The 23,518-nt window shown below is 49.3% G+C and carries 22 protein-coding genes and 1 pseudogene; 6 read left to right on the forward strand and 17 right to left on the reverse strand.

The genetic code is table 11. From position 1 onward, the window contains the following. Nucleotides 1–114: 114 nt before the first annotated feature. The 5 genes from ACYVUU_RS05875 to ACYVUU_RS05895 all read right to left on the reverse strand — a co-directional run bounded on the left by ACYVUU_RS05875 (nt 115) and on the right by ACYVUU_RS05895 (nt 4,445). Entirely contained in the window at nt 115–963 is an 849-nt protein-coding gene (locus tag ACYVUU_RS05875; protein WP_484500893.1) for an LD-carboxypeptidase, read from the reverse strand. Nucleotides 964–1,009: 46 nt separating this feature from the next. Beyond that, nucleotides 1,010–2,434 (reverse strand): RsmB/NOP family class I SAM-dependent RNA methyltransferase, encoded by a 1,425-nt coding sequence (locus ACYVUU_RS05880; RefSeq protein ID WP_484500287.1) that lies wholly within the window; start codon nt 2,432–2,434, stop codon nt 1,010–1,012. Further along, nucleotides 2,427–3,401 (reverse strand): hypothetical protein, encoded by a 975-nt coding sequence (locus tag ACYVUU_RS05885; protein WP_439774662.1) that lies wholly within the window; start codon nt 3,399–3,401, stop codon nt 2,427–2,429. Before ACYVUU_RS05885 ends, ACYVUU_RS05880 begins: the two co-directional genes overlap by 8 nt. Then, on the reverse strand, nt 3,401–4,141 hold the full coding sequence (locus tag ACYVUU_RS05890) for an SAM-dependent methyltransferase (RefSeq protein WP_484500288.1): 741 nt from the start codon (nt 4,139–4,141) through the stop codon (nt 3,401–3,403). The genes ACYVUU_RS05885 and ACYVUU_RS05890 overlap by 1 nt, the downstream gene beginning before the upstream one ends. 106 nt (nt 4,142–4,247) lie before the next feature. Continuing rightward, nucleotides 4,248–4,445: a hypothetical protein gene (locus tag ACYVUU_RS05895; protein ID WP_439774660.1), complete on the reverse strand. Its 198-nt coding sequence runs from the start codon at nt 4,443–4,445 to the stop codon at nt 4,248–4,250. Nucleotides 4,446–4,685: 240 nt separating this feature from the next. Here ACYVUU_RS05895 and ACYVUU_RS05900 point away from each other — a divergent pair, with 240 nt between their 5' ends. Further along, complete coding sequence (locus ACYVUU_RS05900; protein ID WP_439774659.1) at nt 4,686–5,438, forward strand: PrsW family intramembrane metalloprotease; 753 nt, start codon at nt 4,686–4,688, stop codon at nt 5,436–5,438. Nucleotides 5,439–5,513: 75 nt separating this feature from the next. On the opposite strand, the gene ACYVUU_RS05905 is transcribed toward ACYVUU_RS05900, so the two are convergent. The 4 genes from ACYVUU_RS05905 to ACYVUU_RS05920 all read right to left on the reverse strand — a co-directional run bounded on the left by ACYVUU_RS05905 (nt 5,514) and on the right by ACYVUU_RS05920 (nt 10,565). Further along, nucleotides 5,514–6,425: a homoserine O-succinyltransferase gene (locus tag ACYVUU_RS05905; protein ID WP_484500289.1), complete on the reverse strand. Its 912-nt coding sequence runs from the start codon at nt 6,423–6,425 to the stop codon at nt 5,514–5,516. Nucleotides 6,426–6,586: 161 nt separating this feature from the next. Continuing rightward, nucleotides 6,587–8,017 carry an NADP-dependent glyceraldehyde-3-phosphate dehydrogenase gene (locus ACYVUU_RS05910; protein ID WP_484500290.1) on the reverse strand — a complete coding sequence of 477 codons (1,431 nt, stop codon included), beginning with the start codon at nt 8,015–8,017 and terminating at the stop codon, nt 6,587–6,589. Between the two features lie 100 nt (nt 8,018–8,117). Beyond that, nucleotides 8,118–9,638 (reverse strand): ABC transporter permease/substrate-binding protein, encoded by a 1,521-nt coding sequence (locus ACYVUU_RS05915; RefSeq protein ID WP_484500291.1) that lies wholly within the window; start codon nt 9,636–9,638, stop codon nt 8,118–8,120. Between the two features lie 3 nt (nt 9,639–9,641). Beyond that, nucleotides 9,642–10,565: an ATP-binding cassette domain-containing protein gene (locus tag ACYVUU_RS05920; RefSeq protein WP_484500292.1), complete on the reverse strand. Its 924-nt coding sequence runs from the start codon at nt 10,563–10,565 to the stop codon at nt 9,642–9,644. A gap of 337 nt (nt 10,566–10,902) precedes the next feature. On the opposite strand from ACYVUU_RS05920, the gene ACYVUU_RS05925 reads away from it, so the two are divergent. Both ACYVUU_RS05925 and ACYVUU_RS05930 read left to right on the forward strand, forming a co-directional pair. Beyond that, complete coding sequence (locus ACYVUU_RS05925; RefSeq protein ID WP_484500293.1) at nt 10,903–11,364, forward strand: Rrf2 family transcriptional regulator; 462 nt, start codon at nt 10,903–10,905, stop codon at nt 11,362–11,364. A gap of 22 nt (nt 11,365–11,386) precedes the next feature. Then, entirely contained in the window at nt 11,387–12,247 is an 861-nt protein-coding gene (locus ACYVUU_RS05930; protein ID WP_484500294.1) for an SDR family oxidoreductase, read from the forward strand. 41 nt (nt 12,248–12,288) lie between these two features. Here the strand turns inward: ACYVUU_RS05930 and ACYVUU_RS05935 are convergent, their stop codons facing one another. From ACYVUU_RS05935 to ACYVUU_RS05960, 6 genes and pseudogenes are all read right to left on the reverse strand, one after another. Next, complete coding sequence (locus ACYVUU_RS05935) at nt 12,289–13,200, reverse strand: M48 family metalloprotease (RefSeq protein ID WP_484500296.1); 912 nt, start codon at nt 13,198–13,200, stop codon at nt 12,289–12,291. Between the two features lie 151 nt (nt 13,201–13,351). Beyond that, nucleotides 13,352–13,777 (reverse strand): hypothetical protein, encoded by a 426-nt coding sequence (locus ACYVUU_RS05940; RefSeq protein ID WP_439774651.1) that lies wholly within the window; start codon nt 13,775–13,777, stop codon nt 13,352–13,354. Further along, a complete protein-coding gene (locus ACYVUU_RS05945) occupies nt 13,770–14,246 on the reverse strand; it encodes a Panacea domain-containing protein (protein WP_439774650.1) in 477 nt (158 codons plus the stop codon). Before ACYVUU_RS05945 ends, ACYVUU_RS05940 begins: the two co-directional genes overlap by 8 nt. A gap of 172 nt (nt 14,247–14,418) precedes the next feature. Then, a pseudogene (locus ACYVUU_RS05950) lies at nt 14,419–14,550 on the reverse strand (plastocyanin); the annotation flags it as partial. Then, the gene (locus ACYVUU_RS05955; protein WP_439774649.1) at nt 14,540–15,040 is read right to left on the reverse strand and encodes a GNAT family N-acetyltransferase; all 501 of its coding nucleotides are present in this window, start codon (nt 15,038–15,040) and stop codon (nt 14,540–14,542) included. The gene ACYVUU_RS05955 and the pseudogene ACYVUU_RS05950, both read right to left, overlap by 11 nt. Before the next feature lie 85 nt (nt 15,041–15,125). Continuing rightward, on the reverse strand, nt 15,126–15,626 hold the full coding sequence (locus ACYVUU_RS05960; RefSeq protein ID WP_484500298.1) for a hypothetical protein: 501 nt from the start codon (nt 15,624–15,626) through the stop codon (nt 15,126–15,128). A 400-nt stretch (nt 15,627–16,026) separates the two neighbouring features. Here ACYVUU_RS05960 and ACYVUU_RS05965 point away from each other — a divergent pair, with 400 nt between their 5' ends. From ACYVUU_RS05965 to asnS, 3 genes are all read left to right on the forward strand, one after another. Then, nucleotides 16,027–16,641, forward strand: coding sequence for a DedA family protein (locus ACYVUU_RS05965; protein ID WP_484500299.1), 615 nt, complete (start codon nt 16,027–16,029; stop codon nt 16,639–16,641). A 363-nt stretch (nt 16,642–17,004) separates the two neighbouring features. After that, a complete protein-coding gene (gene asnA / locus ACYVUU_RS05970; protein WP_484500300.1) occupies nt 17,005–18,021 on the forward strand; it encodes an aspartate--ammonia ligase in 1,017 nt (338 codons plus the stop codon). Nucleotides 18,022–18,080: 59 nt separating this feature from the next. Next, nucleotides 18,081–19,379, forward strand: a complete 1,299-nt coding sequence (gene asnS / locus ACYVUU_RS05975) for an asparagine--tRNA ligase (protein ID WP_484500301.1) — start codon at nt 18,081–18,083, stop codon at nt 19,377–19,379. Nucleotides 19,380–19,442: 63 nt separating this feature from the next. Here asnS and ACYVUU_RS05980 read toward each other — a convergent pair whose 3' ends face one another. Continuing rightward, entirely contained in the window at nt 19,443–20,450 is a 1,008-nt protein-coding gene (locus ACYVUU_RS05980) for a LacI family DNA-binding transcriptional regulator (RefSeq protein ID WP_439774884.1), read from the reverse strand. Nucleotides 20,451–20,499: 49 nt separating this feature from the next. Further along, entirely contained in the window at nt 20,500–23,517 is a 3,018-nt protein-coding gene (gene lacZ / locus ACYVUU_RS05985) for a beta-galactosidase, LacZ type (RefSeq protein WP_484500302.1), read from the reverse strand. Between the last annotated feature and the right edge of the window lies 1 nt (nt 23,518).

Consider the following 23,518-nt stretch of genomic DNA (forward strand, 5'->3'; position numbering starts at 1 on the left):
ACGATTGCAAATACAACGAATGCTACAAAGCATACCAACAAGTCAATAATCTTCTCGCTAAGCATCATAATCACCCGATTTCTACGGGACTTAGCGGGCGGGTTTATACTTTTATTATACGCCAGCTTCCTGGAAAATGCACTCTTGCCCAAGCCTAATCGCCTTAGCATCTGGCCGGTGGCCAATAAATTCGGTCCTGGCAATTGGAACATTTGCCGGCAGCAGGTCCACGAGAATTTCTGCTGGCAAATGACTTGCTTTTAACCTGTCCAGCTCACTAAAGGTGCCGAGCAAAACACCGCTGATCTGGTCAAAAATCCCGGTCTCCCGGCACTGTTCAAGTAGACTAGCCACCAATTCTGGCCGGCCCCGGTAAGCTTCCAGCAACAAAATGCTGCCTGTAAAATCCGGCCAGTAGGGCGTCCCTGCCAGCTTCAGCAGGCAGCGCAGGTTGCCCCCATATACTGGACCTGCCATTTTATTGCCCCGGACAAAAGTCACTTCTAGCTCACCTAGCTCTTTTGCTACTTCTTTTCCAGTCAGCAGGCGGTCAAAGTAGCCACTCTCCAAGAGCCAAGGATTGACCAGGCAGTTGCGCAGCTGGAAGTTGACCGCCTTGTTGCCGTTTTTAGCCAGTGCTGTCAAGATCGTGGTCAAATCGCTGTAGCCGTAAAAAACAGCCTGGCTGCCTTCGATCTTGTCCAGATCCAAATGTCCCAAAACCGTATTAGCCAAGTCCCCGCCAGAGATGTCAAAAATATGTCCCATCTCCGGATCTAAGAAGAAGCCCTCCAGTTCCCGGGCCCGCTTTTCTCCCCGGCCAATTAAAGTGTCATCGGTCAAAAATTCACTGACTTCGACTTCCAGTCCCCGGTCTTCCAGAATCTTAACCAATTGGTCAACAACTGGCAGATATGCTTCTTTTAAAGGATTTGAACACCCGACCAAGGCTGCCTTCATTATGCCATCTCCTTTTTTCACATAAGCAAAAATATGTAAAGCTAGTCTTCTATTGCCGCAAGCCCTTAGGATAGTAGTTCTTCAGCTGCCCTTTGCCAGATAATTTCCCAAAGCTGAAAATCATCCCCCGGCAGGAAACCAAGACAAAGCCCTTCAAACTGGAGTTAACTTGCAGGCTTTCCCCATGCAGGTAGTGGTCATATTCTTCTTCAGTCAGGTCAACCACTCTTTCCTGGTCAACCTGCCCTAAAACTTCCGCCAGCTGGTGGCTTGGCTCAAAGCGCTTCTTCTTCAAGATTCCCAGTTCCAGGCCGTTGTTCAAAACCTTGATCCCCTTTAATCTATCGGGCGCAAGCGCCGGCACAAAGACGTGATCCTGGCTCTTCAGCATCTGGCTAGGCCAGGAAGCTAAACTTTCCGGCCAGTTGAAGCCGGCAATGGCTTCACTGATATAGCCGGATTCTTCCTTGCCCGGCCGCTCCAAGCTGTTTTTATCTTCTCTCTTCTTGCCTTTGCCCTTTTTCTTCTTATCCTTGTTTTTTCTGGCAGGAGAAAAAGCTTCTGCTGCTTCTGCTTCATAGCTTTCTTCGCCAGCAGCCTTTTGCAGACTGGCCACGAATTGGCCTTCACCGACTCCGTCTTGCGGCCAAAAGCGGGCGCACTGCTTTAAACTAGCATCCCCGTTGCCCCATTCCGGTCTGCCGGCCGCTGCTTTATCAGCCTTTATTGGCAAAACTTTAAAGCCGCATTCATCCATCAGCCAGCTGACGATCTCCTCGTCTTCTTCTGGTGAAAAGGTGCAAGTCGAATAAAGCAAATAGCCATCTGGCTTCAGCATCTTGACCGCTTCAGTCAAAATTTCCCTTTGCCGGTCAGCACAGAGGGCGACATTCTCCTGGCTCCAGTACTTGATGGCGTCATCGCTCTTTCTGAACATCCCTTCCCCGCTGCATGGCGCGTCGACTAAGATCGCGTCAAAAAAGCCCGGGAAACGACTGCTCAAGGCAAAAGAATCGCAGTTGGTGACGACAGCGTTAGCTACGCCCCACCGCTCCAGGTTTTCCCGCAAAATTTTGGCCCGGGAAGGCGAGATTTCATTGGCTACCAGCAGCCCTTGACCTTCAAGTTTCTGGGCTAAAGCCGTACTCTTCCCGCCGGGAGCCGCGCACAAGTCTAAGACCTTGTCGCCGGGCTTAACCGGAATCGCTTGCGCCGGGAACATGGCCGCCGGGTCTTGCGAGTAAACCAGGCCAGCGGTCCATTCCGGGTCCTTGCCGGAAACTTCACCGTAATAAGCGTTAGGGATGCCGGGTACTGGCTCTTCTTGCGGATAAGTGACTGCACCCATCTTTAATGTATTGATCCGGTAGGCCTTTTTGCTTGGCTCTTTTAAAGATTCAAGCAGCTTGCCTGCTTCTTCCTGGCCAAGCAGGCGGGTAAATTTTTCTTTAAACTGGTCTGGAATCTCAAGCATCCGCCATTTTCCCCTTTCTGTACAGATAAACTATCATCGCGACATAAACCGCCAGTTCAACCACGACTGTTCCCAGCAAAAGCAGGGCCAAAATGCTCCGGTTGCCATAGTAGGCCTTCCACACCAAGAGGAAGTAGGAGGCAAAGCCTTCCAGCACCATAAAGACGATAAAGCGCCCGCTCCGGTTTAAAAGGAGGTTGGACAAAAGATCCCCTTTTACGTGGCTCATGTCCGCCTCTTTCCAGGTCAGCCAGGCAATCAGTCCCATCAAAAGGCCACCGATTCCCAGCAAAAAGAGGATCAAGATAGCTTCCGGCATGAGCAGCGTCAGCCGTCTTTGCCTCCCCCGCTTGACAAAGTCCGGCCAGTAGGTCTCACTCTTCAAGTGGCTGGCGATCTTGCCAATCGTCTGGCTGCTGGCGTCAACGTACAAGGTAAAGTGGTTCATCCGGCTTTGCCCGGTTTCTTGATTTACACCAGTCGTTAAGTAGTAGGCCTTGCTGGACTGATATGGAACAGCTTTAAGGCTGCCGACAACTGAGTAGTACTGGCCATTGGCAATCAAGTAAGTATTGCCCTGAGTCCTAATCTGGGAAGCGGCTGAAGATGGGGAGACCGCCGCGATGGTGACCTGCCCCTTGAAGTCGTCTTCACTGAAAAAGCGGCCGCTTGAAACAGGGAAATAGTTGAGGTCACGGTTTTGCGACCAGACCAGAACCTGGTTCTTGTCTTCCTTGCTCTTGAACTGCATCTGGATGCTTTCCTTAGGGAATTCCTTCTTGACCCACTTAAGGAAGGAAGCAATCGTCATCGTCTTTTTGGGCTTGACGATCCGGGCCTCCATGCTCATCCCCTGCGCCTGCAAAATTTGGTCAGCCAGCTGGGACTGCATGTTAGAGCAGACTATCCCGATCATGATGAAGAGGAAAAAGGTGGACAAGATAACAAAAAGTTTGTGCCTTTTCATCAGCTCACCTCAAAAAATTTTTCCTTGATGAAGTCGTATGATTTGAAACTGCGGTTGATCTTTCTGAGTTCACTTGATCTGACAAAATGCTTTTTGGACCAAAATCCCGGCGAGTTGGTGACTCCTTTTTCCCCGATAAACAAGAGCCGGGCCGCTGGAGCATAGTGCTGCTTGGCGGCAATGAGTTCCAGATCAGCCTTGCCGAAATTCGGGGCCCAGGAGCAAAGAATCAAGTCGCAAGCCGCGTACTTCATGATTGCCTGGTCAGCCGGCAGGTTTTCAACCCGATAAAAAGGCTTCTTGCCGGTTTGAGAGCTCTTGGACCATTCTAATGAATCCGTAGCCCAGACTTGGATTCCGGCCTCGCTTAGGGCTTTAGACCAGTATGCGTTGCCGGCCATGACTTCCAGGGCAGTTTCAACGCCTAATTCATCTCTGATCAGCTGAGCCGTCTCCATGTTGGGCAGAGACCAGATCCCATATTCCAGGGACAGGTACTGGCGGACATTGTTGAGCAGGTTGTTTAAAGCCCGCAGGTCCTTGATCTGGCTTTCAGACAAGTCCCAGGTCATTTCAGCAAAACGTTCATCACTGATGCCCAGGCTTTCCGGCGCGAAAAGCAGCATCCGCTGGCTGGATACGCACTCGTCGATCATTTTGATCTTTTTCACTTGCCGGTCTAATTCAGGATCAGCAAATTCTTTGGCTAAAGCAGAAATTTTTTCAATAAATTGTGTCATATGTATTCCTCACCAGTTGATTTTATCATTTACTTGGCGTTTGAGGTAGCCTGGACGATTGCAAAAAAAGACCCGGCTTTTTGCCAGGTCTAAACGATTCAATTACTTACAGATCTGCCGCCAGGTCGGCCATTTCTTCGTCGACCCCGTTGGCCAGCAGCATGTCACGCGTCTCAAGCTTAGCTGCATTTTTCTTTTGCACCGGCTTTGGAGCCGCAAGACCAGTTGCCTGCTCGGTCATCTTGCTGCTGACGCCATTGGCAATCATGGTGTCCATCAGCATGCTTTCTTCCTTGCTTCTCATTTTAACCAGCCCTTCTTTCTGTAAAGCGCTTTTTTGCTTAAGAATATTATAGCACCATTTTAAGCGCGAAAGCTGATTTTATACTAATGACAGCGATTTCTTTATTTTCCAAACTTTTGCCAGGTTTTCCCTAAAAAATTAATTTCCCGTCCGCTTTTATTTTTTAAGCACTTTCTTGAAAAAAAGTCCCGCTTGCTAGTAAACTAGATAAGTGTACAAACAATAGAAAGTGGGTCTAACATGTTTTTCTTCTTCCTTGAACCAGTATTGATCTACAACTGGCTCCTTATCTTGGCCGCGGTCATCCCGGCCATCTTTTTGATGATCAAGGTCTACCAATCTGACCGGCTGGAGCCGGAAAGTCCCTATATCCTGCGAAGAATGGTCACCGGGGGAATCTGGTCGGCCGTAACCGCCGGCATCCTTGAGTGGATTGCCAACGGCGTCTTAACTTCTTTTGTCTCCCAAAAAGACCCGCTCTACAACGTCATCATGTACTTCGTAATCGTCGCTTACGCTGAAGAAGGGTCTAAATACTTCTTCTTAAAACGCCGGTCCTGGTTCAGTCAGGAATTCAACTGCCAGTACGACGGGGTCGTCTACGGTGTCTTTGTAGCTTTAGGCTTTGCCCTTTGGGAAAACATCTCCTATGTCACCATCTACGGCTTCTCTACTGCCTTAGTCCGGGCCGTAACAGCCATCCCTGGCCACGCCTGCTTTGGCGTCTTCATGGGGATCTTCTACGGCTTAGCCCGCGGCTATGCCTACCTGGGCAAAAACATCCGGTCCAAGTTCTTCCGCGTCCTTGCGATCGTCATTCCAGCCGCCCTGCACGGTAGCTACGACTATGTAGCATCGCTTAATTCCGCTGACGGCCAGTGGATCTTCTTAGCCTTCATCGCCGTCCTCTTCTTCATCTCCTTCCATTTGGTTAACAAGATGTCCAAAAACGACAAGTACTTCCAAATCGACCGGCGGAATTACCGCTTCTAACATGAAATATTTTCTAGTAAAAAATCTGTCCCCGCCTCCCTGGCAGGGGCAGATTTCTTTTTGCCCAAATATATATTAGTCCAGTTCTGCCAAATCGTATGGCGTTTCCTGGTAAACGGCGTAGTTGATCCAGTTGCTGAAGAAGGTTGAGGCGGCTAAACTCCAGGTCAAGCGCGGCTTTTTATCCGGATCATCATCTGGGAAGTAGTTAACCGGCAAAAGCGGATTGATTCCAGCTTTAACGTCTCGATGGTATTCCTCAGACAAGGTGTCTCTGGAGTATTCCAGATGACCAAAGCTGTAGATCTGCCGCAAGTCTGAACTGGCCGCGATCGCTACGCCAACTTCCGCTCCCTCTGCCAAAATCTGCAGGCTGCTGCCCTTTAACTGGTCTGGGTAAATCGTGGTATAGCGGGAGTGCGGACAGCGGTAGGAGTCGTCAAAGCCGCGAAGAAGCGGACTAGTCCCTACTACTTCCTGCTCATAAATGCCGGACAGCTTCTTTTCCAGGGGCTGCTTGTCGATCCCGAAATGGTAATGTAGTGCCGCTTGCGCCCCCCAGCAAAGGTGGAGGCTGGAGTAGACATGGGTCTTGGACCATTCCATCAGCTGGCAGAGCTCGCTCCAGTAATCGACTTCTTGGAAAGGCAGCTGTTCAACCGGGGCGCCGGTGATGATCATCCCGTCATAGCGCTTCTCCTTGATGTCAGCAAAGGTCCGGTAGTAGTTCTGCAAGTATTCGTTAGAAGTATTTTTTGACTTGTGGCTGGCCATGTAGAGGAATTCAACTTCCAGCTGCAAGGGCGTGTTGGCCAGGTGGCGGAGCAATTGCACTTCCGTATTGGCCTTCTTAGGCATCAGGTTTACCACCAGTATCTTTAAGGGCCGGATGTTCTGGGTCATGGCTCTTTGTGAGTCCATGACAAAAATATTCTCCTGCCTTAATACGTCAATGGCGGCTAACTGTTTGTCTAAAGTAATCGGCATAGTGCGTTCTCCTGTCTAAATTCTTTTGTTTAATTTACCATTCTTTCTGAAAAAATGCTAACAAAAGAATTAAGATTTTTGAACTTTTCTAAAAAGAAAAAGCCCGCCAAAGCGGACTTTCTTCTAGCAGACATGTGATAGTCAAATTTACTGTTTTTAAATTAATCTTCGATGTTGAAGACGACGGACTTGACCCGGGTCATGGCTTGAATGGAGTACTTGACCCCCTGTACGCCAGCCCCGGAGCTCTTTACGCCCAGGAATGGGAAGTTGTCCGGACCTCTTTGGGTCTTGTTGTTGATGTGGACCGTGCCCACTTCCAACTTGCCAGCGATGGCAAAGGCTTTTTCGAAGTTCCGTGAGAAGACAGAGCTTTGCAGGCCGTATTCTGATTCGTTGGCGATCTTGACAGCTTCATCAGCTGACTTAACGCGGATGAATGGCAATACTGGCCCAAATGGTTCTTCCCAGGCCAGACGCATGTCGGTCGTCACTTGGTCCATCACCATTGGGTAGATCAAGTTGCCTTCGCGCTTGAAGTCAAACAGAGGCTTAGCGCCCTTTTCTTCAGCTTCTTCAATCAAACCTTGCACGTAGTCGGCAGACTTGGTGTCGATCAAAGGAGTGATGTCAGCGTTGTCTTCTGGCATGCCAACCTTCAAGTCCTTGACCAGGGCGTTGACCTTTTCGATCAATTCGTCAGCCACGCTGTCCATGACCAGAACCCGCTTAACGGCAGTACACCGCTGACCGGAGTAGCCAAAGGCGCCGGCAACGATGTTCTTGGCCGTCAAGTCCAAGTCAGCGTCTTCCAAGACGATAGCCGCGTCCTTGCCGCCAAGTTCCAGCATGATTGGCCGCATCCCGGCCAGTTTGCCGATATTCTTGCCGACAGCACTGGAACCAGTGAAGTTGATGAAGTTGACTGCTGGGTGTTCAACGATGTAGTCGCCGATTACCCGGCCTCGGCCGGTAATGGTGTTGAAGACGCCGGCTGGCAGGCCAGCTTCCGCGAAGGCCTTGGCCAAAAGCAGACCGGAAATTGACCCTTGTGTCGGCGGCTTGAAGGCCACCACGTTCCCGCCCATCAAGGCTGGAGCGATCTTGGAGCCGGCCAGATTGACCGGGTAGTTGAATGGGGAAATTGCCAAAACCAGGCCAACTGGTTCCCGGCGGACAACAGCAATCTTGTTCTTGCTTGCTGCTTCAAAGTTGCCGCCTTCCATGACTTCCCCGTCCAAAGTTACGCCGACCTTGGCCGTGTATTCAACAATTTCAGCCGTTCGGGTAACTTCGCCGATTGCGGACTTAAGGCCCTTGGCGATTTCCTTGGACAAGGTAGAACCGATCTTTTCAGCGTCCCGGTAGAGGATGTCAGCTGCCTTTTGCAGGTATGCGGCCCGTTCAACGTATGAAAGAGCCCGCCAGGCAGGAAGAGCCTTCTTGGCGCTGTCCATTACGTAGTCCACATCTTCGTGGGACATGGCTGGAACAGTGCCCAGGGACTTGCCAGTTGCTGGTTCAAAAATTTCAATAGCGTCAGCAGAGTCCCGCCATTCGCCATTGACATAGTTTAAATAGTGTTCTGTCAAGAGAGCAACTCCTTTCTTGGATCTAATCACATTTACATTCTAATGCTTTTCTAACCATTTTCAAGCCCTTTTGCAGAAAAAGTACCTACCAATTTTTAGATTAGAGCAGACCATGACCTTTAAGGTACTGGCGGGCCACCTTGCTGGCGCTTTCGTGCTTGACGGTCACCTTGTAGTTCATTTCCTGCATTTCAGATTCAGTGATCTTGCCCGCCAGTTTGTTCAAGCTTTTTACCACGCCGGGATGCTTTTTAGCAAAAGAGCTCTTCATCAAAGGCGCTCCTTGGTATGGCGGGAAAAAGCTCTTGTCGTCCTTTAAGGCGACTAAATCATACTGCTTGATCTGCGGGTCGGTCGTGTAGCCGTCAACGACCTCGACCTTGCCGCTGGCAATGGCCTTGTAGCGGAGGGCTGATTCCATGGTCTTGACCTTCAAGTTCAGGCCGTATTCCTGCTTTAAGCCCAGGTAGCCGTCCTGCTGGCTGGCAAAGTCCGGGTCAAAGGCAGCAGTCAGAGTAGAATCCAATTTGGTCAAATCGCTCAAGGTTTTTAAGTTGTATTTCTTGGCAAAGGACTTCTTAACTGCCAGGTCGTAGCCGTTCTGGTACTTCATTGGCGGCAAAAAGGTCATCTGGTATTCCTTTTGCAAAAGTTTTTTAGACAGCTTGTAAGCCTTAACCGGGTCATGGGGAGTGGCAACTTTTTCCTTGACCAGACCTTGCAAGACAGTCCCGGTAAATTCCGGATAGATGTCGATCTTTTCCGTCTTTAAAGCATTGAACAAGAAGCTGGTCCCGCCGAAGTTGTTCTTGACGGTCACCTTGACATTGGGATTGTCCTTTTCAATCAAGTCCTTGTACATATTGATCAAGATGTCTGGTTCACTGCCCAGCTTGCCGGCGATAACGATTTCTTCTTGCTTTGGGGCAAAAAGCTTCGGTGCCTGGCTGATTCCAAGGCCGATGGCAAAAATCGCCAAAACAGCCGCCGTGATCTGGAAGTGCTTCTTAGAGGAAGACATGAACTTGAGCAGGCCGGACATGGCCAGAGTCAAGATGGCAGACAGACCGGCACCGATCAAGAGATAAGTGTTGTTGTTCTGCTGGATCCCGATCATGATGTAGGTACCAAGCCCGCCGGCACCGATCATGGCAGCCAGAGTGGCCGTCCCGATGATCATGACTAAGGAGATGCTGACGCCGGAAAGAATCATGGGCAGGGCAATAGGCACTTCTAATCTGAACAATTTGCGTCTTTTGCTAAGGCCAAAGGCATCGGCGGCTTCTTCCAGGTTGGGGTCGATATTTCTAAGTGCCGAGTAAGTGTTTTGGTAGATCGGCATAATCCCGTAAGCCGTCAAGGCGATCAAGGCCGGAGTCGTCCCGATCCCCACCAGGGGAATCAAGAGGCCAAGCAGGGCCAGGCTTGGGATAGTCTGGATGATGCTGGTAATTTGGAAGACCACTTCCCCGGCTCTTTTGCTGTGGGCCAGGAGCATACCCAAGGGAATGGCAATCAAGCAAGAAATTAAGAGGGCTTCAATAGATAAGAGCAAGTGCTCGCCCAAGGACTGCATGATTTGCCCCTGGTGGGTGGATATGGTATTAATCAATTCGTTCATTCTTTAGTCCCCCAATTTTCCGAAGTAATGAAGCAGGTCGCTGGCCTTAATCTGGTAATTTTCCCCCTGGTAGGCAAATTGCAGATAGCCATCAGTTTCCGGCAATTCAGCGATCTCTTCGACTTTTTCGACTTGCGGCAAGTCATCTTCTGTAATTTTGTTTACGTAAGGACTAGCCAAAAGTTCAGCCACAGTACCAAGCCGCGGCCGGGCGCTCTTGAAGAAGTCAGCCACAAAAGAATTGGCCGGCCGCTGGACGATGTCTTCCGGGCTGCCGACTTGGAGCAGGTGCCCGTCCTTGACGACACCGATCCGGTCGCCTAAGTGCAGGGCTTCCTGCATGTCGTGGGTGACGAAGACTACTGTAGTTTTATTTTGCCGGTGGAGTTTAAGCAGGAGCTCTTGCTGCTGGCGGCGCAGGACGGGGTCTAGGGCGCTAAAGGATTCGTCCATCAAGATCAATTTTGGCTGGCTGGCCATGGCCCGGGCAATAGCGACGCGTTGCTGCTGGCCGCCGGAGAGCTCCCGCGGAAGCCGGGAGATGTACTTGTTGCCTTCCAGGCCAACTTGGTCTAGTAAAGTCAGAGCCTGCTTACGGCGCTCAGCTTTTTTGCCCCCAGCTTCTTCCAGCTGGATGGTGATGTTGTCGCCAACTGTCAAGTTGGGAAAGAGGCTGCTGGTCTGCAGGACATAGCCCATATGCAGGCGGAGCTGGCGCAGGTCGTGGTCCTTGACTCTTTTACCGTCCAAATAGAGATCTCCGTGGGTGGGTTCAGTCAAGCGGTTGATCATTCTGAGCAAAGTCGTTTTCCCGCTCCCGCTGGGGCCGACTAAAACGAAGAGTTCGCCGTCATTGATGGTTAAGTTGATCTTTTCCAAGATGACGTTGTCTCCATAAGCCATCCCGACGTTGCGGTATTCAATCATTTCTTTCTCCTTAGTAAATTTCCTCTGTGATCATTACTCTCTGTGCTTCATTCATGTAACTCCAAAAGTTTCTTGTCTAATCATATTACCTTTAGCAAAAGTTGTAAAGTCAAAAGATACAAGTTTTTTTGTTTTTTCTTTGGGAGCATTCTGTTTTTATTGCCCGAACATCCTTGAAATTTAGGGTTTATAATGAAAGAGCTAAGTTATTCCCACCTTATTTTTGCAAAAATTAGCTAAAAAACCGGTTAAAGCACTAGTTAAAAAGGACTTGCTTTTTACGCATCTCTGCTCTATATTAGTAATTAGAAAAGTTACATGTGCAAGGAGCAGAAAGATGAAAGTATCGACCCGTTTCAGTGACAGCATCCACCTGCTGGCCTTTCTGGTGATCTATAAGGGAAAGACCACCCTGTCTAGCAATGTCATTGCCAGTTCATTAAGCACTTCGCCAGTTGTGGTGAGACGGTTAATGTCCAACTTGAGGGATGCCGGTTTTATCAAAACGACCCACGGGTCAGCAGATCCGGAGCTCTTAAGAGAACCAAAGAACATCAGCCTGCTGGAGATCTATCTGGCAACTGAAGGAAGCAGTCCCCTTTTCGCCATCGACCATGAGACCAATCCAAAATGCATCGTCGGTGGCAACATTCAGCCAACCTTGACTGACTACTTCTCCCACGCGGAAACCGCGGCGGAGGCAATTTTAGGCAAGATCAGCCTGCAGGACGTGATCGACACGATTTTGGTCAAGGAAACCGCTAAAAAGCAGGCAGAAAACAGTAAAGCAAAAGAATAAACAGAGAATGCGAGGAAGAGAAATGAAATATACGATTACTGGCGCAACCGGCCACTTAGGCAGAGAAGTTGTTAAAGCTTTAAGCAAATTAACTGATATCAAGAACATCCGCCTGGCTGTCCGCAGCCCCCAGAAGGCGGAAAATTTTGCAAAAGCCGGCTATGAAGTCATGTATAGCGACTACTACGATGTTCCATCAATGGTCGAGGCTTTTACCGGGACAGACGTCTTGATTTATATTCCCAGCATTACTTATAACGTGGGCAAGCGGATCGAGGAATTCGAGAATTCCCTGGCAGCAATGATGGAAGCCGGAGTCAAGCATCTGGTTGACGTCAGTTTCATGGCTGACCAGGCCAACAACCCCTTCCAGATGGCAGGCTACTACGCCTACCTGCCGGCGCGGCTGGCTTCTAGCAAGTTGTCCTATGCCGTGGTCAAAAATTCCCTTTACGCTGATCCTCTGGTCCCTTACCTGCCGGAATTGATTGAAAGAGGAAACGTGATCTACCCGGTTGGCGACCAAGCGATGAGTTTTATCTCAAGGAAAGACAGCGCGGAAGCTATTGCCAACGTTGCTGTCCGGCCATATCTCAGAGACAAGGGGCAGATTTACCTTCTGACCCAGGAAAAGAACTACAACATGGTTGAATTAAGCCGAATCATGACCGAAGTCACCGGGGAAAAGATCGGCTACCAGCCAGTCAGCTTGGAGGAATTCGCGGATATCTACCGCTTTGAAGGCGACGGGGATGAACTGGCCTCCATGTATAAGGCGGCAGCCATGGGCTTGATGGACGGCGTTACTGACGACTTCACCCGGATCACTGGCCATGCCCCGCAGAATATGAAGGACTTTTTGGCAGAGAATTATAAGAAATAAAGAAAAGGATGCAGCTCATATGAGTTGCATCCTTTTTTGCCTTATTCAGGCAAATCTGCCGTATGTTCCAAGCGTTCGATCCGCCGGTCTAAAGTTGGGTGGTCAGAGATCAAGTTGGTCCACCAGTGCTTGACCTGGAAGCTGTTAAAGGCAAGAGCTGAGACCATTGGGTCTTCCTTTTGCTGCTGGTATTGCTGCTCAATGGCTTCCAGCTTTTTCAAGGCACCAACGATGTATTTTGGATTTCTAGTCAAGTCGACTGAGCCGATGTCAGCAAGATATTCCCGTTGCCGGGACATGGACAAGTTTAGCAATTTGGCGATTGGCAGGGCAACGATGAAAAGGCCGGCGCCGACTGCTAAGGCAATCGAGCCAAAGAACCAGCAAATGCACTTGGTGATGACTCCCCCATCCATCTTAAACAAGGTCCAGCCAAGAGCCAGGAGGTAGATGGCAGCCAGGTAAATAAAACTGGACAGAGCTGAGGTAATCGTCGTTACCCGCAAGTCATAGTTACGGATATGAGATATCTCGTGGCCGATCACGCCTAGGAGTTCATCATGGTTCATGATTTTTACAAGGCCGGAAGTGACAGCCAGGCTGGCATGCTCTGGATCACGGCCGGTCGCAAAGGCGTTAGGGATATTGCTTGGAATGGCGTAGACTTTTGGCATAGGGATGCCGGCGGCCAGGCTCATCTCCTTCACCATTTCGTATAATTGAGGGACGTTGTCTTGGGTGATTTCCACCGCATGGGTGATCCGCATCAAGTGTCTGGTCGAATAAAAGTAGATATAGACCATGTAAATAATTCCCGCGGCTAAAAAGATCGCGCCGGCCCAGATGGTTAAGTAGACTGTCAAAAGGCCGGAAATAGCCAATAGCAGGGCTGTAAAGCCGCCCAGCACGATCCAGGTATTGCGCTTGTTTTGCTCGATTTGCTGATAAAGCATATTCCATCCTCAATTCTTTTTATAAAGCTAATTAAAGGATACTAATTGGACGGCTTTCGCGCAATAGATAATTACAGAGCAATTTAGTTATATTGCTTGCTAGGTTAAAAATAAGACTCCGAACGATATATTATCATCCAGAGCCTAGTAGCTAGTGCTTATATAAATTGAACTTTGTGTCGATTGCTAAAATATAGAAAATGTTGCTATTGATTTTACCAATTACTCGACCTTTGTCATTTAACCGAAATACCCAGTAGACGTCACCACAATCTTCTAAACGTCCGGAGCTTGAAAAAAATGGGTTTATGCTTAAAGAAACAACATTATCAGGAAGTTGTTCGAGGCCTTGCTCTTTTGGCCAGCCTAAGACAACTGATATTTCTTCAATTGAAAGCTTTTCTATTTTCTCCAACAACTTCGCTCGGACACTCTTGTTGATATTATAGTTGTTTTTATCAAGATTGTATTGTTTATCTCTTGTGAGAAAAGAAAAATTAAAGGCAAAATATGTCTTATACGTTCTTCTGATTCTTGAGCCATTAGACTTGCGTGTCCGAAAGTTGCTTTTAATCATCGACAACGAACACCTTGCTGTAAAACGATTTTATCTTTTCGTCGCTGATCACATGGCTTTGCGGAGTGTCTTGCCACGGTTTCTCGTTATGTGTTTGAAGCATCAGATCATACGCTGAACTATGCCCATAAATGTCGTAGATACTGTTTAAGATATCAGCAGTTTGTTGGTCGTTCTGCAATTCTTTATAGTCTTCTACTGCCTGTGGATCTTTCGAAATGTCGCCAACAATTTCTCTTTGGCCTTTGTAACGATCATGAACTTCCTGCACAACAGGACCATACTTCCATGCAACAATATCGTTATCAAACATCCGCTTGCCCGTCACTACCAAACTAGCAGCTTGAATATAGTATAAGAGCTTCATGGCTTTCATCTGTGTTAATTCTTCAGCATTTGGGTCCAAACGTAACTCAGCGTTGTTTTTTACCCGCAACCAATTCACAACCTTAAAAACACTATAAGTCATTTTTCTACCCTCATTCATTAACCTTTATTTTGCCTATTATTATACGTTCAACACAGTTTGTCTCGCAAGCTACAGGCTTTGTCTTTCAATCCCCGTTCTACCAGCATTTCACCATTTAGTTATTTAGGTTAAGTACGCCCTGCTTCAGCCTTTGCATCCCGTCGATTACCAATTCTTCCATGCTGGCCAGGATTTCCGGCGCGATCTTAAAATCCATTTCAGCGATCCACATCGGCAGCTCGTTTTCCTTTAAGCCGCCTCACTTGATGGAATTGCCCTGCCGCTTTGGCACATTAGCCTTCAATCTCTTTAATCATGTTGTACCAGATTTCCCCGGCATGCTCTGACTCAGCTTGCCCATGGTTGACGTAGCCATTCTTTTCGTAAAAAGGCACTCGGTCCTCCAGGCAGGTCAAGGCGATCCGCCCCCGCTTCATTTCCTTAGCGGTTTCCGCGAATCTGGCCAAAAGCTGGCTGCCGATCCCTTGCCCCCGGTAATCCGGGTGAACAGCAATAGTCAAAACCATCTGGTTGCCGCCAAGTCCCGGCAGACTTTCCGTTTCTTTCTCATACATCCAATCTTCAATGTAGTCGTACTTGCTAGCAACGACTGGGCCGGTAATGAAGCCAATAACTTCATCTTTCAAATTTCTGGCTACCAAAAAGCTCCCGGTAAATTTCTGAATTCTCTCTTTGTACTGAGCGGGACTTCCGGCTTCTGCCTCATTGAAACCAGCTCTTTCGATTTCCACGATTCTGCCTAAATCTTCTGCTCTTGCTTGGTCGAATTTCAATGCTTTTTCTCCTTGAATGCAAAAAGCACGCCTCTGATATCCAGAGAACGCGCCTCGTTTATTTCTTTGTAAAAATTGTCAGCCTTTAGATAGCCATAGCATTAACTTCAGCAGCCACGCCCAACTTAGCCAGAACCAAAGCTGGAGTGTTGACGTTCTTAGCTACAGCGCTGCGAACTTGCTGGTTCTTGTCTTGGGCGAGCTTCTTCAATACAGCTGCGTCTTCGCTCAGCTTGGCTGCCAGGATCCGCAGGCTTGCGTAGTTTGAGTTAGTGTGCTTGCCCAAGAGAGCAACCCATTCCTTCTTAGCTACGATTTGGTCCAGCTTCAGCCATTCAGTAACCTTGCTCTTGCCAAAGTCAGTTACTTGACCCCAGCCACTTACTTCGTAAATGGTGATGCCTTCTTGGCTTGGGTATTGGCTGGCGTTGACAACAGCGTCTTCCAGCTTTTCGTAGATAGCCAGGTAGCGGTTGTGGTAGGTCTTGCCTGCCAGGTAGCTGCGGCCTTCACGGAAGAGCTTGCCTTCCTTAGCTGAGAATACAAGATAGCCCTTAACTGCTTGTTCGATAGTTACGTTAGTCATATTTACCTCTCCTTGAATAAATTTAATGACATAGTATAGTACGAATGATATTCAATTTTCCTGGCATCAAGATTCGCCTTTAGTCAGAAAAAACAGCTTGTAAGCTTCTTTTCTTTATTTCTATAAGGCAATTCCTTAATGCGTTGAAACGATTATAACAGACAATCTCCCAAAATTGTGCATAAAAATTGTTTAATTTCTTTTCTTGTTTTTCTTAAGCAAAAGACTAAAAAAGCTTCAACAAATTCTGTTGTGTGCTTAAAAAAGTAAAGTTAAATACTTGTAAAGCAATTCCAAATTATCTCTTAAAGATGCCGGGCAAATCCCCTCTTCCACCCTTTATTTTGTTATTCTGGATTTACGAAAGTACAGATAGAATAGATTAGAGGTAGAACAACTCATGAACGAGACAATCACGCAGCTGATTCAAAACTATGGCTATGTCGCCGTTGCCTTGTTGATTGCAGCTGAAAATATTTTTCCCCCAATCCCTTCCGAATTGATCCTGACCTTTACGGGTTTCCTGACCCTGTCGGCCAACCTGTCCATCCCTGGCGCGATCGTTGCCTCCACAATCGGTGCCTTCATCGGCGCGATCGTCCTTTACTGGATCGGCAGCTTCTTTGATCAAGACCGCCTTTCCCGTTTTGCCGCCAGCAAACTAGGCCGCCGCTTCGGCCTTTCCCCAGAAAAAATTGCCAAGACCGAATCCTATTTCAATGCCCATGGCCGCACAGCCACCTTCTTCGGTCGCTTTATTCCCGTCGTCCGCAGCCTGATTTCCCTGCCTGCCGGCATGAGCCGGTTCTCGCTGATCAGCTTCAGCTTCTACACCATCCTGGGCACGGCAATTTGGAACACGGTCTTGATCTACGCTGGCCGCTTTGCCGGCAGCGCCTACCAGCAAGTCGTCCAGGAATTTGAAGGCCTCAGCATGATCATTTTGCTCACCTTCGTGGTCATTGCCGCCGCTGTCTACTTGCTCAAGAAAAAGGGCTTGCTCTTTAAAAAATAATTTTTTTGCCTTTGATCTTGACAAAAATTAAATCCGTATTAGAATTTTACTTAATCAAATAACGCAAAGATGAAGAAGACGAGTAGGAAAGCACAATCTTTTAGAGAGTTGCCGGCTGGTGGAAAGGCAACAGACCCTGGCTTTTTGAATAACACTTTTTCCAGATCGCCGGCTGAAGTCGCAGTAAGCCGTGCCGCCTGCAGGACGTTACCCTGCTAGAGCATGTTAGTGCTCGAAGTGGTTCGTTTAGAACAAGGTGGGTGGTACCGCGGAAAGAAGCCTTTCGTCCCTGTAGTTTTTGGGGATGAAAGGCTCTTTTTATGCCCTTTGACAAGTATTAGATTTTTAGCAGAGGCAAAAGATATGGCTAAATTAGTTATTCCAAGTGATTACGATCCGAAAATGACCATCCGCGAAACGGAAAAGGCAATCCGCTACATCCGGGAAACCTTCCAGACTGAATTTGGGACCGCGATGAATCTGGAAAGAATTTCCGCTCCCATGTTTGTCAAAAAGTCTTCCGGCTTAAACGACAACCTCTCTGGCTGGGAAAAGCCCGTTTCCTTTACCTTGCATGACGGGGATGAAGGCGAATTGCAGATCGTCCACTCCCTGGCCAAGTGGAAGCGCTGGGCCCTCAAGCAATACGGCTTCAAGCGCGGCGAAGGTCTCTTCACCAACATGAACGCCATTAGAAAAGACGAGGAAGTCTTGGACAACCTCCACTCAGTTTACGTTGACCAATGGGACTGGGAAAAGGTCATCGACAAGAGCGAACGGACTGAAGCAACCCTCCGCCAAACGGTTCAGCGGATTTTCGAAACCATCAAGGGGATGGAATACCACGTCCGTGCCCTCTACCCGCAAGCCGCCTACCACCTGCCAGAAGAAATCAGCTTCGTAACCAGCGAAGAACTGGAAGCCCGCTGGCCATCCTTGACTCCAAGCGAGCGGGAAGACAAGATCTGCCAGGAAAAGGGAGCAGTCTTTTTGGAACACATCGGCGGCGTCCTCCCGCTTTCCAAGAAGCCGCATGACCTCCGGGCACCAGACTACGATGACTGGACTTTAAACGGTGACCTGCTCTTCTGGTACGAACCGCTGCAACGGGCCTTTGAAGTCTCCAGCATGGGCATCCGGGTTGATGAAGACCGCTTGAAAGAGCAATTGAAGCTTGCCGGTGCTGAAGACCGGTTGGCTCTGCCTTTCCACCAGGAACTACTTAAGGGTGAGCTTCCTTACTCAATCGGCGGGGGGATCGGCCAGTCAAGACTTTGCATGCTGCTTTTGGGCAAGGCCCACATCGGTGAAGTCCAAGCCAGCATCTGGCCTGACGACATCGTAGAAAAATGCCAGGCAGCGAGAATCCAGCTTCTGTAAAAGAATCAACACAAAAACAACAAACTATACAAACAAAATACCGAGGTAAAGAGATAAACATGACAGAATTGATTTCAATCAGAGAATCAAGCAAGCACGTAGATGAAGAAGTCAGAATGCATGTCTGGCTGACTGACAAGCGGTCCAGCGGGAAGATCGTCTTCCTGCAATTAAGAGACGGTACGGCTTTCTTCCAAGGCGTTGTCCGCAAGAACAATGTCAGCGAGGAAGTTTTTGAAGCAGCTAAGGGCCTGCGCCAGGAAGCTTCCTTCTACATCACTGGGACCATCCATGAAGACGCCCGGTCCCACTTTGGCTACGAAATCCAGATCAGCGACCTGGAAGTTGTTTCCAACAACGAAGGCTACCCGATCACCAACAAGGAACACGGGATCGACTTCCTTTTGGACCACCGTCACCTCTGGCTGAGAAGCCGGCGGCCATTTGCCATCATGCAGATCAGAAACCGGATCTTCAAGGCCACGGTCGACTTCTTTGAAAACGAAGGCTTCGTGAAGTTTGATGCTCCCTTGTTGATGCACTCAGCACCAGAAGGGACCACGGAACTCTTCCACATTGACTACTTCGACCACGATGCTTACCTGTCACAATCCGGCCAGCTCTACGGGGAAGTCGGGGCAGAAGCCTTCGGCAAGATCTTTACCTTTGGGCCAACCTTCCGGGCAGAAGCTTCCAAGACCCGCCGGCACTTGACTGAATTCTGGATGATGGAACCGGAAATGGCCTGGATGCACCAAGATGAATCCCTGGACCTGCAAGAGCGCTTCCTGTCTTACGTAGTTGGCCAAGTCCTGGAGCACTGTGAATACGAATTAAGTATCCTGGGCCGGGACCTTGACAAGCTGCGCCCAGCCGCAGAGGGCAACTACACCCGCCTGTCCTACGATGACGCGGTCAAGATGCTGCAAGAAGCCGGCAAGGACTTCAAGTGGGGCGACGACTTCGGCGCGCCAGACGAAGCCTTCCTGTCAGAACAATTCGACCGGCCATTCTTCATCGTCAACTACCCGGTAGCAATCAAGCCATTCTACATGAAGAAGAACCCGGAAAACCCATTGACTTACCTCTGTGCCGACGTGGAAGCGCCAGAAGGCTACGGGGAAATTATGGGCGGGTCAGAACGTGAAGCTGACTACGACACCTTGAAGGCGCAAATAGAAGAAGCAGGCCTCAACCTGGATGACTACTCCTGGTACCTGGACTTGAGAAAGTACGGCAGCGTGCCACACTCAGGCTTCGGGATGGGCTTTGAACGGGTTATCGCCTGGATCTGCAAGCTGGACCACGTTCGTGAAGCTATTCCATTCCCAAGAATGATCAACAGAATGCAGCCATAATATATACGAAAAATAGCTTGGAGAAAATTGATCTCCAAGCTATTTCTTTGCTGTCATTATGCCCTATTCTCTTGGGCAGGACTCCCGGTAAACGAGTTTAGTTGGGAAAGTGACCTTATAAATACCTGCCTCATCATCTTCCAGCAGGTCTTTCATGACCTTGACGCTGGCCCGGCCCATCTGCTGGGTTTCAACATGCACACTGGTCAAGGCAGGGTTGGCAAATTCGGCGGCAGTTGTGTCATTAAAGGAAATCAGACTAACCTCTTCTGGCACTTTGATCCCGGCCTCTTTAAAAGCCTTCAAGGCCCCGATAGCCATAGCATCATTGGCAGCGATCAAGGCTTCAGGGAAAGATCCGGACTTAAGGGCTTCTTTAATGGCTTCATAGCCAGACTGAGGGGTGAAGTTTCCTACGTAAACCAGGTCCGAGTCATATTGCTCCCGGGCTTTGAGGCTCTTCTTATAGTCGCGGAAGCGGAAGTCGATCAAGTTATTTTTGTCAAAATTACTGTCTAAATCACCATCTAAGAGAGCGATCCGCTCCTTGCCCTGCCGCCAAAAAACTTCTAAAGCCTCCTGCATGGCCTGGTCAAAATCGGCAACAACTGAGCAATAGCCTAGTTTCAAGGTGTCCGTATCGACAAAGACCAGGGGCAGGCCTGTCTTTTGGACTTCTCTTAAGCGGCTGGCTGGATACTGCTGGTAACCAATCATGATGATCCCGCTTAAAGCAGCCGGATCGGGCAAAGGATCGCCCACGTAAACGACTTGGCTCTGCAGGCCCTGCTTCTTGGCTTCAGCTTCCGCGCTGCTTCTGATTGAGTAGTAATAAAGGTCCTTGATCTCCTGCTCCTGGTCACACCAGAGGCAGATAGCCAGGCGCTTTTGCTTGCTCTTTCTGGTCTTACGGCTCTTATGGTAGTGCATGGCTTCAGCGGTCTCAAATATCTTCTGCCGCGTTGCCTCATTGACCGACAAGGTCTGGTCATAGTTCAAGACCCGGGAAACCGTTGCTGGCGATACGCCGGCTGCCTTGGCCACTTCTCTGATTGTTGCCATCTTCTTCACTCGCTTTACTTTTACTAAAATTTCATGCTGTTAAGTTAATTGTAGCATGTCATTCAGTAAAAAGGGGCTGAATTACCAAACGGAGCTGGCGGGCTTGCCGGGCATCCAGGCAGAACTCTGGGTGAACCTTCTGCCCCCATGAGTCATCCCCGCCGACCCCCATCTGGGACGCTAAAGCTCTGACCCAGGTGTAACTATTAGTCAGTTCAAAGGCATGATCAGCTGCTTCAATTTGTGCTACAGAATATGGTAAAGCAGACAGGTTTAAATCTGCCCCGTTAGCAGTAAATTCCAAGCCGCCCTTTTCATCAAAGAGCTGGTACCAGCGGACCTGGCTCCGGTTGCCGGCTTCTTGCGGGCACAGATATGGAGTGAAGTTCTTTTTAACTGTTCCCTGGTAAATGCCAAGATAATTGCCTTCCAAGCGGTCAGCGTAGCTTTCGCCTGGCCCCAGGCCATAGTAGCGGTAAGCGCTGAGTTCTTTTGGCAGGGCAAAGTTCAGACCAAAGGCTGGCAAATGGCCAGCTTCTTCTGCTCCCGGGAAGTCTGCGGTGACTGCAATCTTGCCCTGGCCGTCTACTTCGTAAGTCACAGTCAAGTCGCCCTTTAAGGCAACTGGAAGTGAGAAGGATGTCTTAACTAAAACAGAGTTTTCCTTGATCTCGTAGCCAATATCTTTCAAGCGGGCATACTTGCCGGCATTTTCCCACTTAGCTAGGTCATAGCCGTAGCCAGCTCCCCGGTCGTTGTCAGTCAGTGCCCGCCAGAAGGTAAATTCTGGCAGCCGCTTCAAGTATTCCCGGCCGGCATACTTGATGGAAACCGGCCAGCCTTTGGCCTTAGAGAAGAGGATCTTAAAATCTTTCCCCTTAAGGCCCAGGTTGAAGTCAGAATCAACTAATTCCGGCCGCCCTTCTGGCTTGAATTCCGGCAGTTTCTCAGCTGCTTCTTCTGTTTCAGCTACCGTGAAGCCTTCTGGTGCCCATGGCAGGTCTTCTTTTATGTGGGCTGTTACTTGGTAGACGATCTCCCCTTTTTCATCTGCAACTTCCGGCCAAGGCAAAGCGAAGGTGCCAGACTCACCTGGTTCCAGGCCAAAGGTCAGAGGCCGGCTCTGGTAGGTCAATTTACCGTCAACCAAGAGGCTGGTCAAGAAGTAATAGGCTGAGCTGTTGGTAAATAAATTGTCGTTTTTGAGGAAGAGCTGCCCATCCTTTACTTCTAACTTGAGGTTGGCATAGAGAGCCTTGACATTGGCCAGTTTCGGCGACTGAGTCCGGTCAGCAAAAACCAGGCCGTCCCCGCAGAATTCATAATCAGTCGGCCGGTCATCGAAGTCTCCCCCGTAAAGAAGGTGACCGTCTTTCTCCAAGCCCTGGTCGATCCAGTCCCAGATAAAGCCGCCCTGGTAGTGCGGGTACTTTTCCAGGGCCGTGTAGGCAGCTAAGTCGCCAACTGAATTCCCCATGGCGTGGGCGTATTCAACTGAAATAAACGGCTTGGCTGGCTTCTTTGTCAGGTATTCTTCAATCACCTTGGCAGGAGCGTACATCCGGCTTTCGATCTGTGTCGCGTCATCAAACTTCCGGTTGTGGGTTACCCCTTCATAGTGCTGGACCCGAGTCGGATCAGCCTTTCTGACATAGTCAGCCATTTGGGCAAAGACGGTGCCGGCGTATGATTCGTTGCCTAAAGACCAGATCAAGATTGAAGCATGATTCTTGTCCCGGGCGATCATATTCTTTACCCGGGACAGGCTGGCTCCAAGCCAGCGCTGGTCGTCACCCGGCACGTTGAAGCTTGGATCTTCGTGGCCGACCTTTTCCCAGGTGCCATGGCTTTCCAAGTTGGCCTCGTCGATAACGTAAAGACCGTATTTATCGCACAAACGGTAAAAGAGAGACTGGTTCGGGTAGTGAGAGCAGCGGACGGCATTGATATTGTTTTGCTTCATGGTCTTGATGTCCCAGATCATGTCTTCTTTAGTGATGGCCCGGCCTAATTTGCTGTCGAACTCGTGCCGGTTGACTCCCTTGAAGATGACCCGCCGGCCATTGAGGTACATGATCCCATCTTTTAATTCAAAGTTGCGGAAGCCAACATCCTGCCGGCTGACTTCCAGCAAACTGCCTAGTTGATAAAGGGACAAGCGGACCTGGTAAAGGTTTGGCTCTTCCGCGCTCCAAGGCTTGACCGGCAAATCAGTTAAGGTAAATTCCAGCTTTCCGCTTCTGATCGGACCAACTTTTTCAGCCACCAGGTCAGCTCTGCTGTCCCGCAGTTCCAGCTTAAAGCTGGCATTTGGCAGCCGGTAGGCAATATCAGCTTCGACCTGCAAACTCCCCTTTTGGTAGTCATTTGTCAAGCTGGCAGTCAGTTTCAAATCTTGCAAGTGCAGAATTGGTTTAGCCTCGAGGGTAACTGATCTAAAAATTCCAGACAGGCGCCAGAAGTCCTGGTCTTCCAGCCAGGAAGCGGAAGAATACTTGTAAAGAGCTACAGCCAGGCGGTTATTTTCCTTCTTGAGGAACTTGGTGACCATAAATTCGCTAGGGGTAAAGGAGTCTTCCCCGTAGCCAACGAAGTGGCCGTTCAACCAGACATAGATGGCTGTTGCCGCCCCATCGAACTTCAAGCTGACTTCCTTGTCCCAGAAGGCTTCATCCAGGTCAAAGTATTTGACATAAGAAGCAAGAGGATTTTTGCTTGGAACTTGCGGCGGGAAGATCTCTTCACTGCCATCCCATGGGTATTGGATGTTAACGTACTGCGGCTGGCCAAAGCCTTGCAATTCCAGATTGCCTGGTACTTTGACAAACTTAAAATTGCTGTCGTCAAAGCCTTCTTCATAGAAGTTGACTGGTCCCTGGCCGTTTTCAGCGTAGTCGATCAGCCAGTCCCCGTCCAGGGACTGAACTAAACTGGATTTTCCACTTTCCAGTTCTTCCAGACTTTGGAAGGACTCATGGTCTGAGTGCGGAGGAATTGCATTGACTTCATAGACTTCCGGATCAGTCAGCCAGGCCAGGTCTGCCTGGTCAACTCTCTTTACTTGCTTATTGTTCATT

The sequence above is a fragment of the Lactobacillus sp. WILCCON 0058 genome, from assembly GCF_057198005.1.

Excerpts from the sequence above, each read along its gene's own strand:
- ACYVUU_RS05905 (WP_484500289.1), bottom strand. The coding sequence starts at position 6,425 with ATGCCGATTACTTTAGACAAACAGTTAGCCGCCATTGACGTATTAAGG.
- ACYVUU_RS05940 (WP_439774651.1), bottom strand. The coding sequence starts at position 13,777 with ATGATTAAAAGCAACTTTCGGACACGCAAGTCTAATGGCTCAAGAATC.
- asnA (WP_484500300.1), top strand. The coding sequence starts at position 17,005 with ATGGCTAAATTAGTTATTCCAAGTGATTACGATCCGAAAATGACCATC.
- ACYVUU_RS05885 (WP_439774662.1), bottom strand. The coding sequence starts at position 3,401 with ATGAAAAGGCACAAACTTTTTGTTATCTTGTCCACCTTTTTCCTCTTC.
- ACYVUU_RS05900 (WP_439774659.1), top strand. The coding sequence starts at position 4,686 with ATGTTTTTCTTCTTCCTTGAACCAGTATTGATCTACAACTGGCTCCTT.
- ACYVUU_RS05880 (WP_484500287.1), bottom strand. The coding sequence starts at position 2,434 with ATGCTTGAGATTCCAGACCAGTTTAAAGAAAAATTTACCCGCCTGCTT.
- ACYVUU_RS05965 (WP_484500299.1), top strand. The coding sequence starts at position 16,027 with ATGAACGAGACAATCACGCAGCTGATTCAAAACTATGGCTATGTCGCC.
- ACYVUU_RS05935 (WP_484500296.1), bottom strand. The coding sequence starts at position 13,200 with ATGCTTTATCAGCAAATCGAGCAAAACAAGCGCAATACCTGGATCGTG.
- ACYVUU_RS05890 (WP_484500288.1), bottom strand. The coding sequence starts at position 4,141 with ATGACACAATTTATTGAAAAAATTTCTGCTTTAGCCAAAGAATTTGCT.
- ACYVUU_RS05960 (WP_484500298.1), bottom strand. The coding sequence starts at position 15,626 with ATGACTAACGTAACTATCGAACAAGCAGTTAAGGGCTATCTTGTATTC.
- asnS (WP_484500301.1), top strand. The coding sequence starts at position 18,081 with ATGACAGAATTGATTTCAATCAGAGAATCAAGCAAGCACGTAGATGAA.
- ACYVUU_RS05920 (WP_484500292.1), bottom strand. The coding sequence starts at position 10,565 with ATGATTGAATACCGCAACGTCGGGATGGCTTATGGAGACAACGTCATC.
- ACYVUU_RS05915 (WP_484500291.1), bottom strand. The coding sequence starts at position 9,638 with ATGAACGAATTGATTAATACCATATCCACCCACCAGGGGCAAATCATG.
- ACYVUU_RS05925 (WP_484500293.1), top strand. The coding sequence starts at position 10,903 with ATGAAAGTATCGACCCGTTTCAGTGACAGCATCCACCTGCTGGCCTTT.
- ACYVUU_RS05930 (WP_484500294.1), top strand. The coding sequence starts at position 11,387 with ATGAAATATACGATTACTGGCGCAACCGGCCACTTAGGCAGAGAAGTT.
- ACYVUU_RS05895 (WP_439774660.1), bottom strand. The coding sequence starts at position 4,445 with ATGAGAAGCAAGGAAGAAAGCATGCTGATGGACACCATGATTGCCAAT.
- lacZ (WP_484500302.1), bottom strand. The coding sequence starts at position 23,517 with ATGAACAATAAGCAAGTAAAGAGAGTTGACCAGGCAGACCTGGCCTGG.
- ACYVUU_RS05945 (WP_439774650.1), bottom strand. The coding sequence starts at position 14,246 with ATGACTTATAGTGTTTTTAAGGTTGTGAATTGGTTGCGGGTAAAAAAC.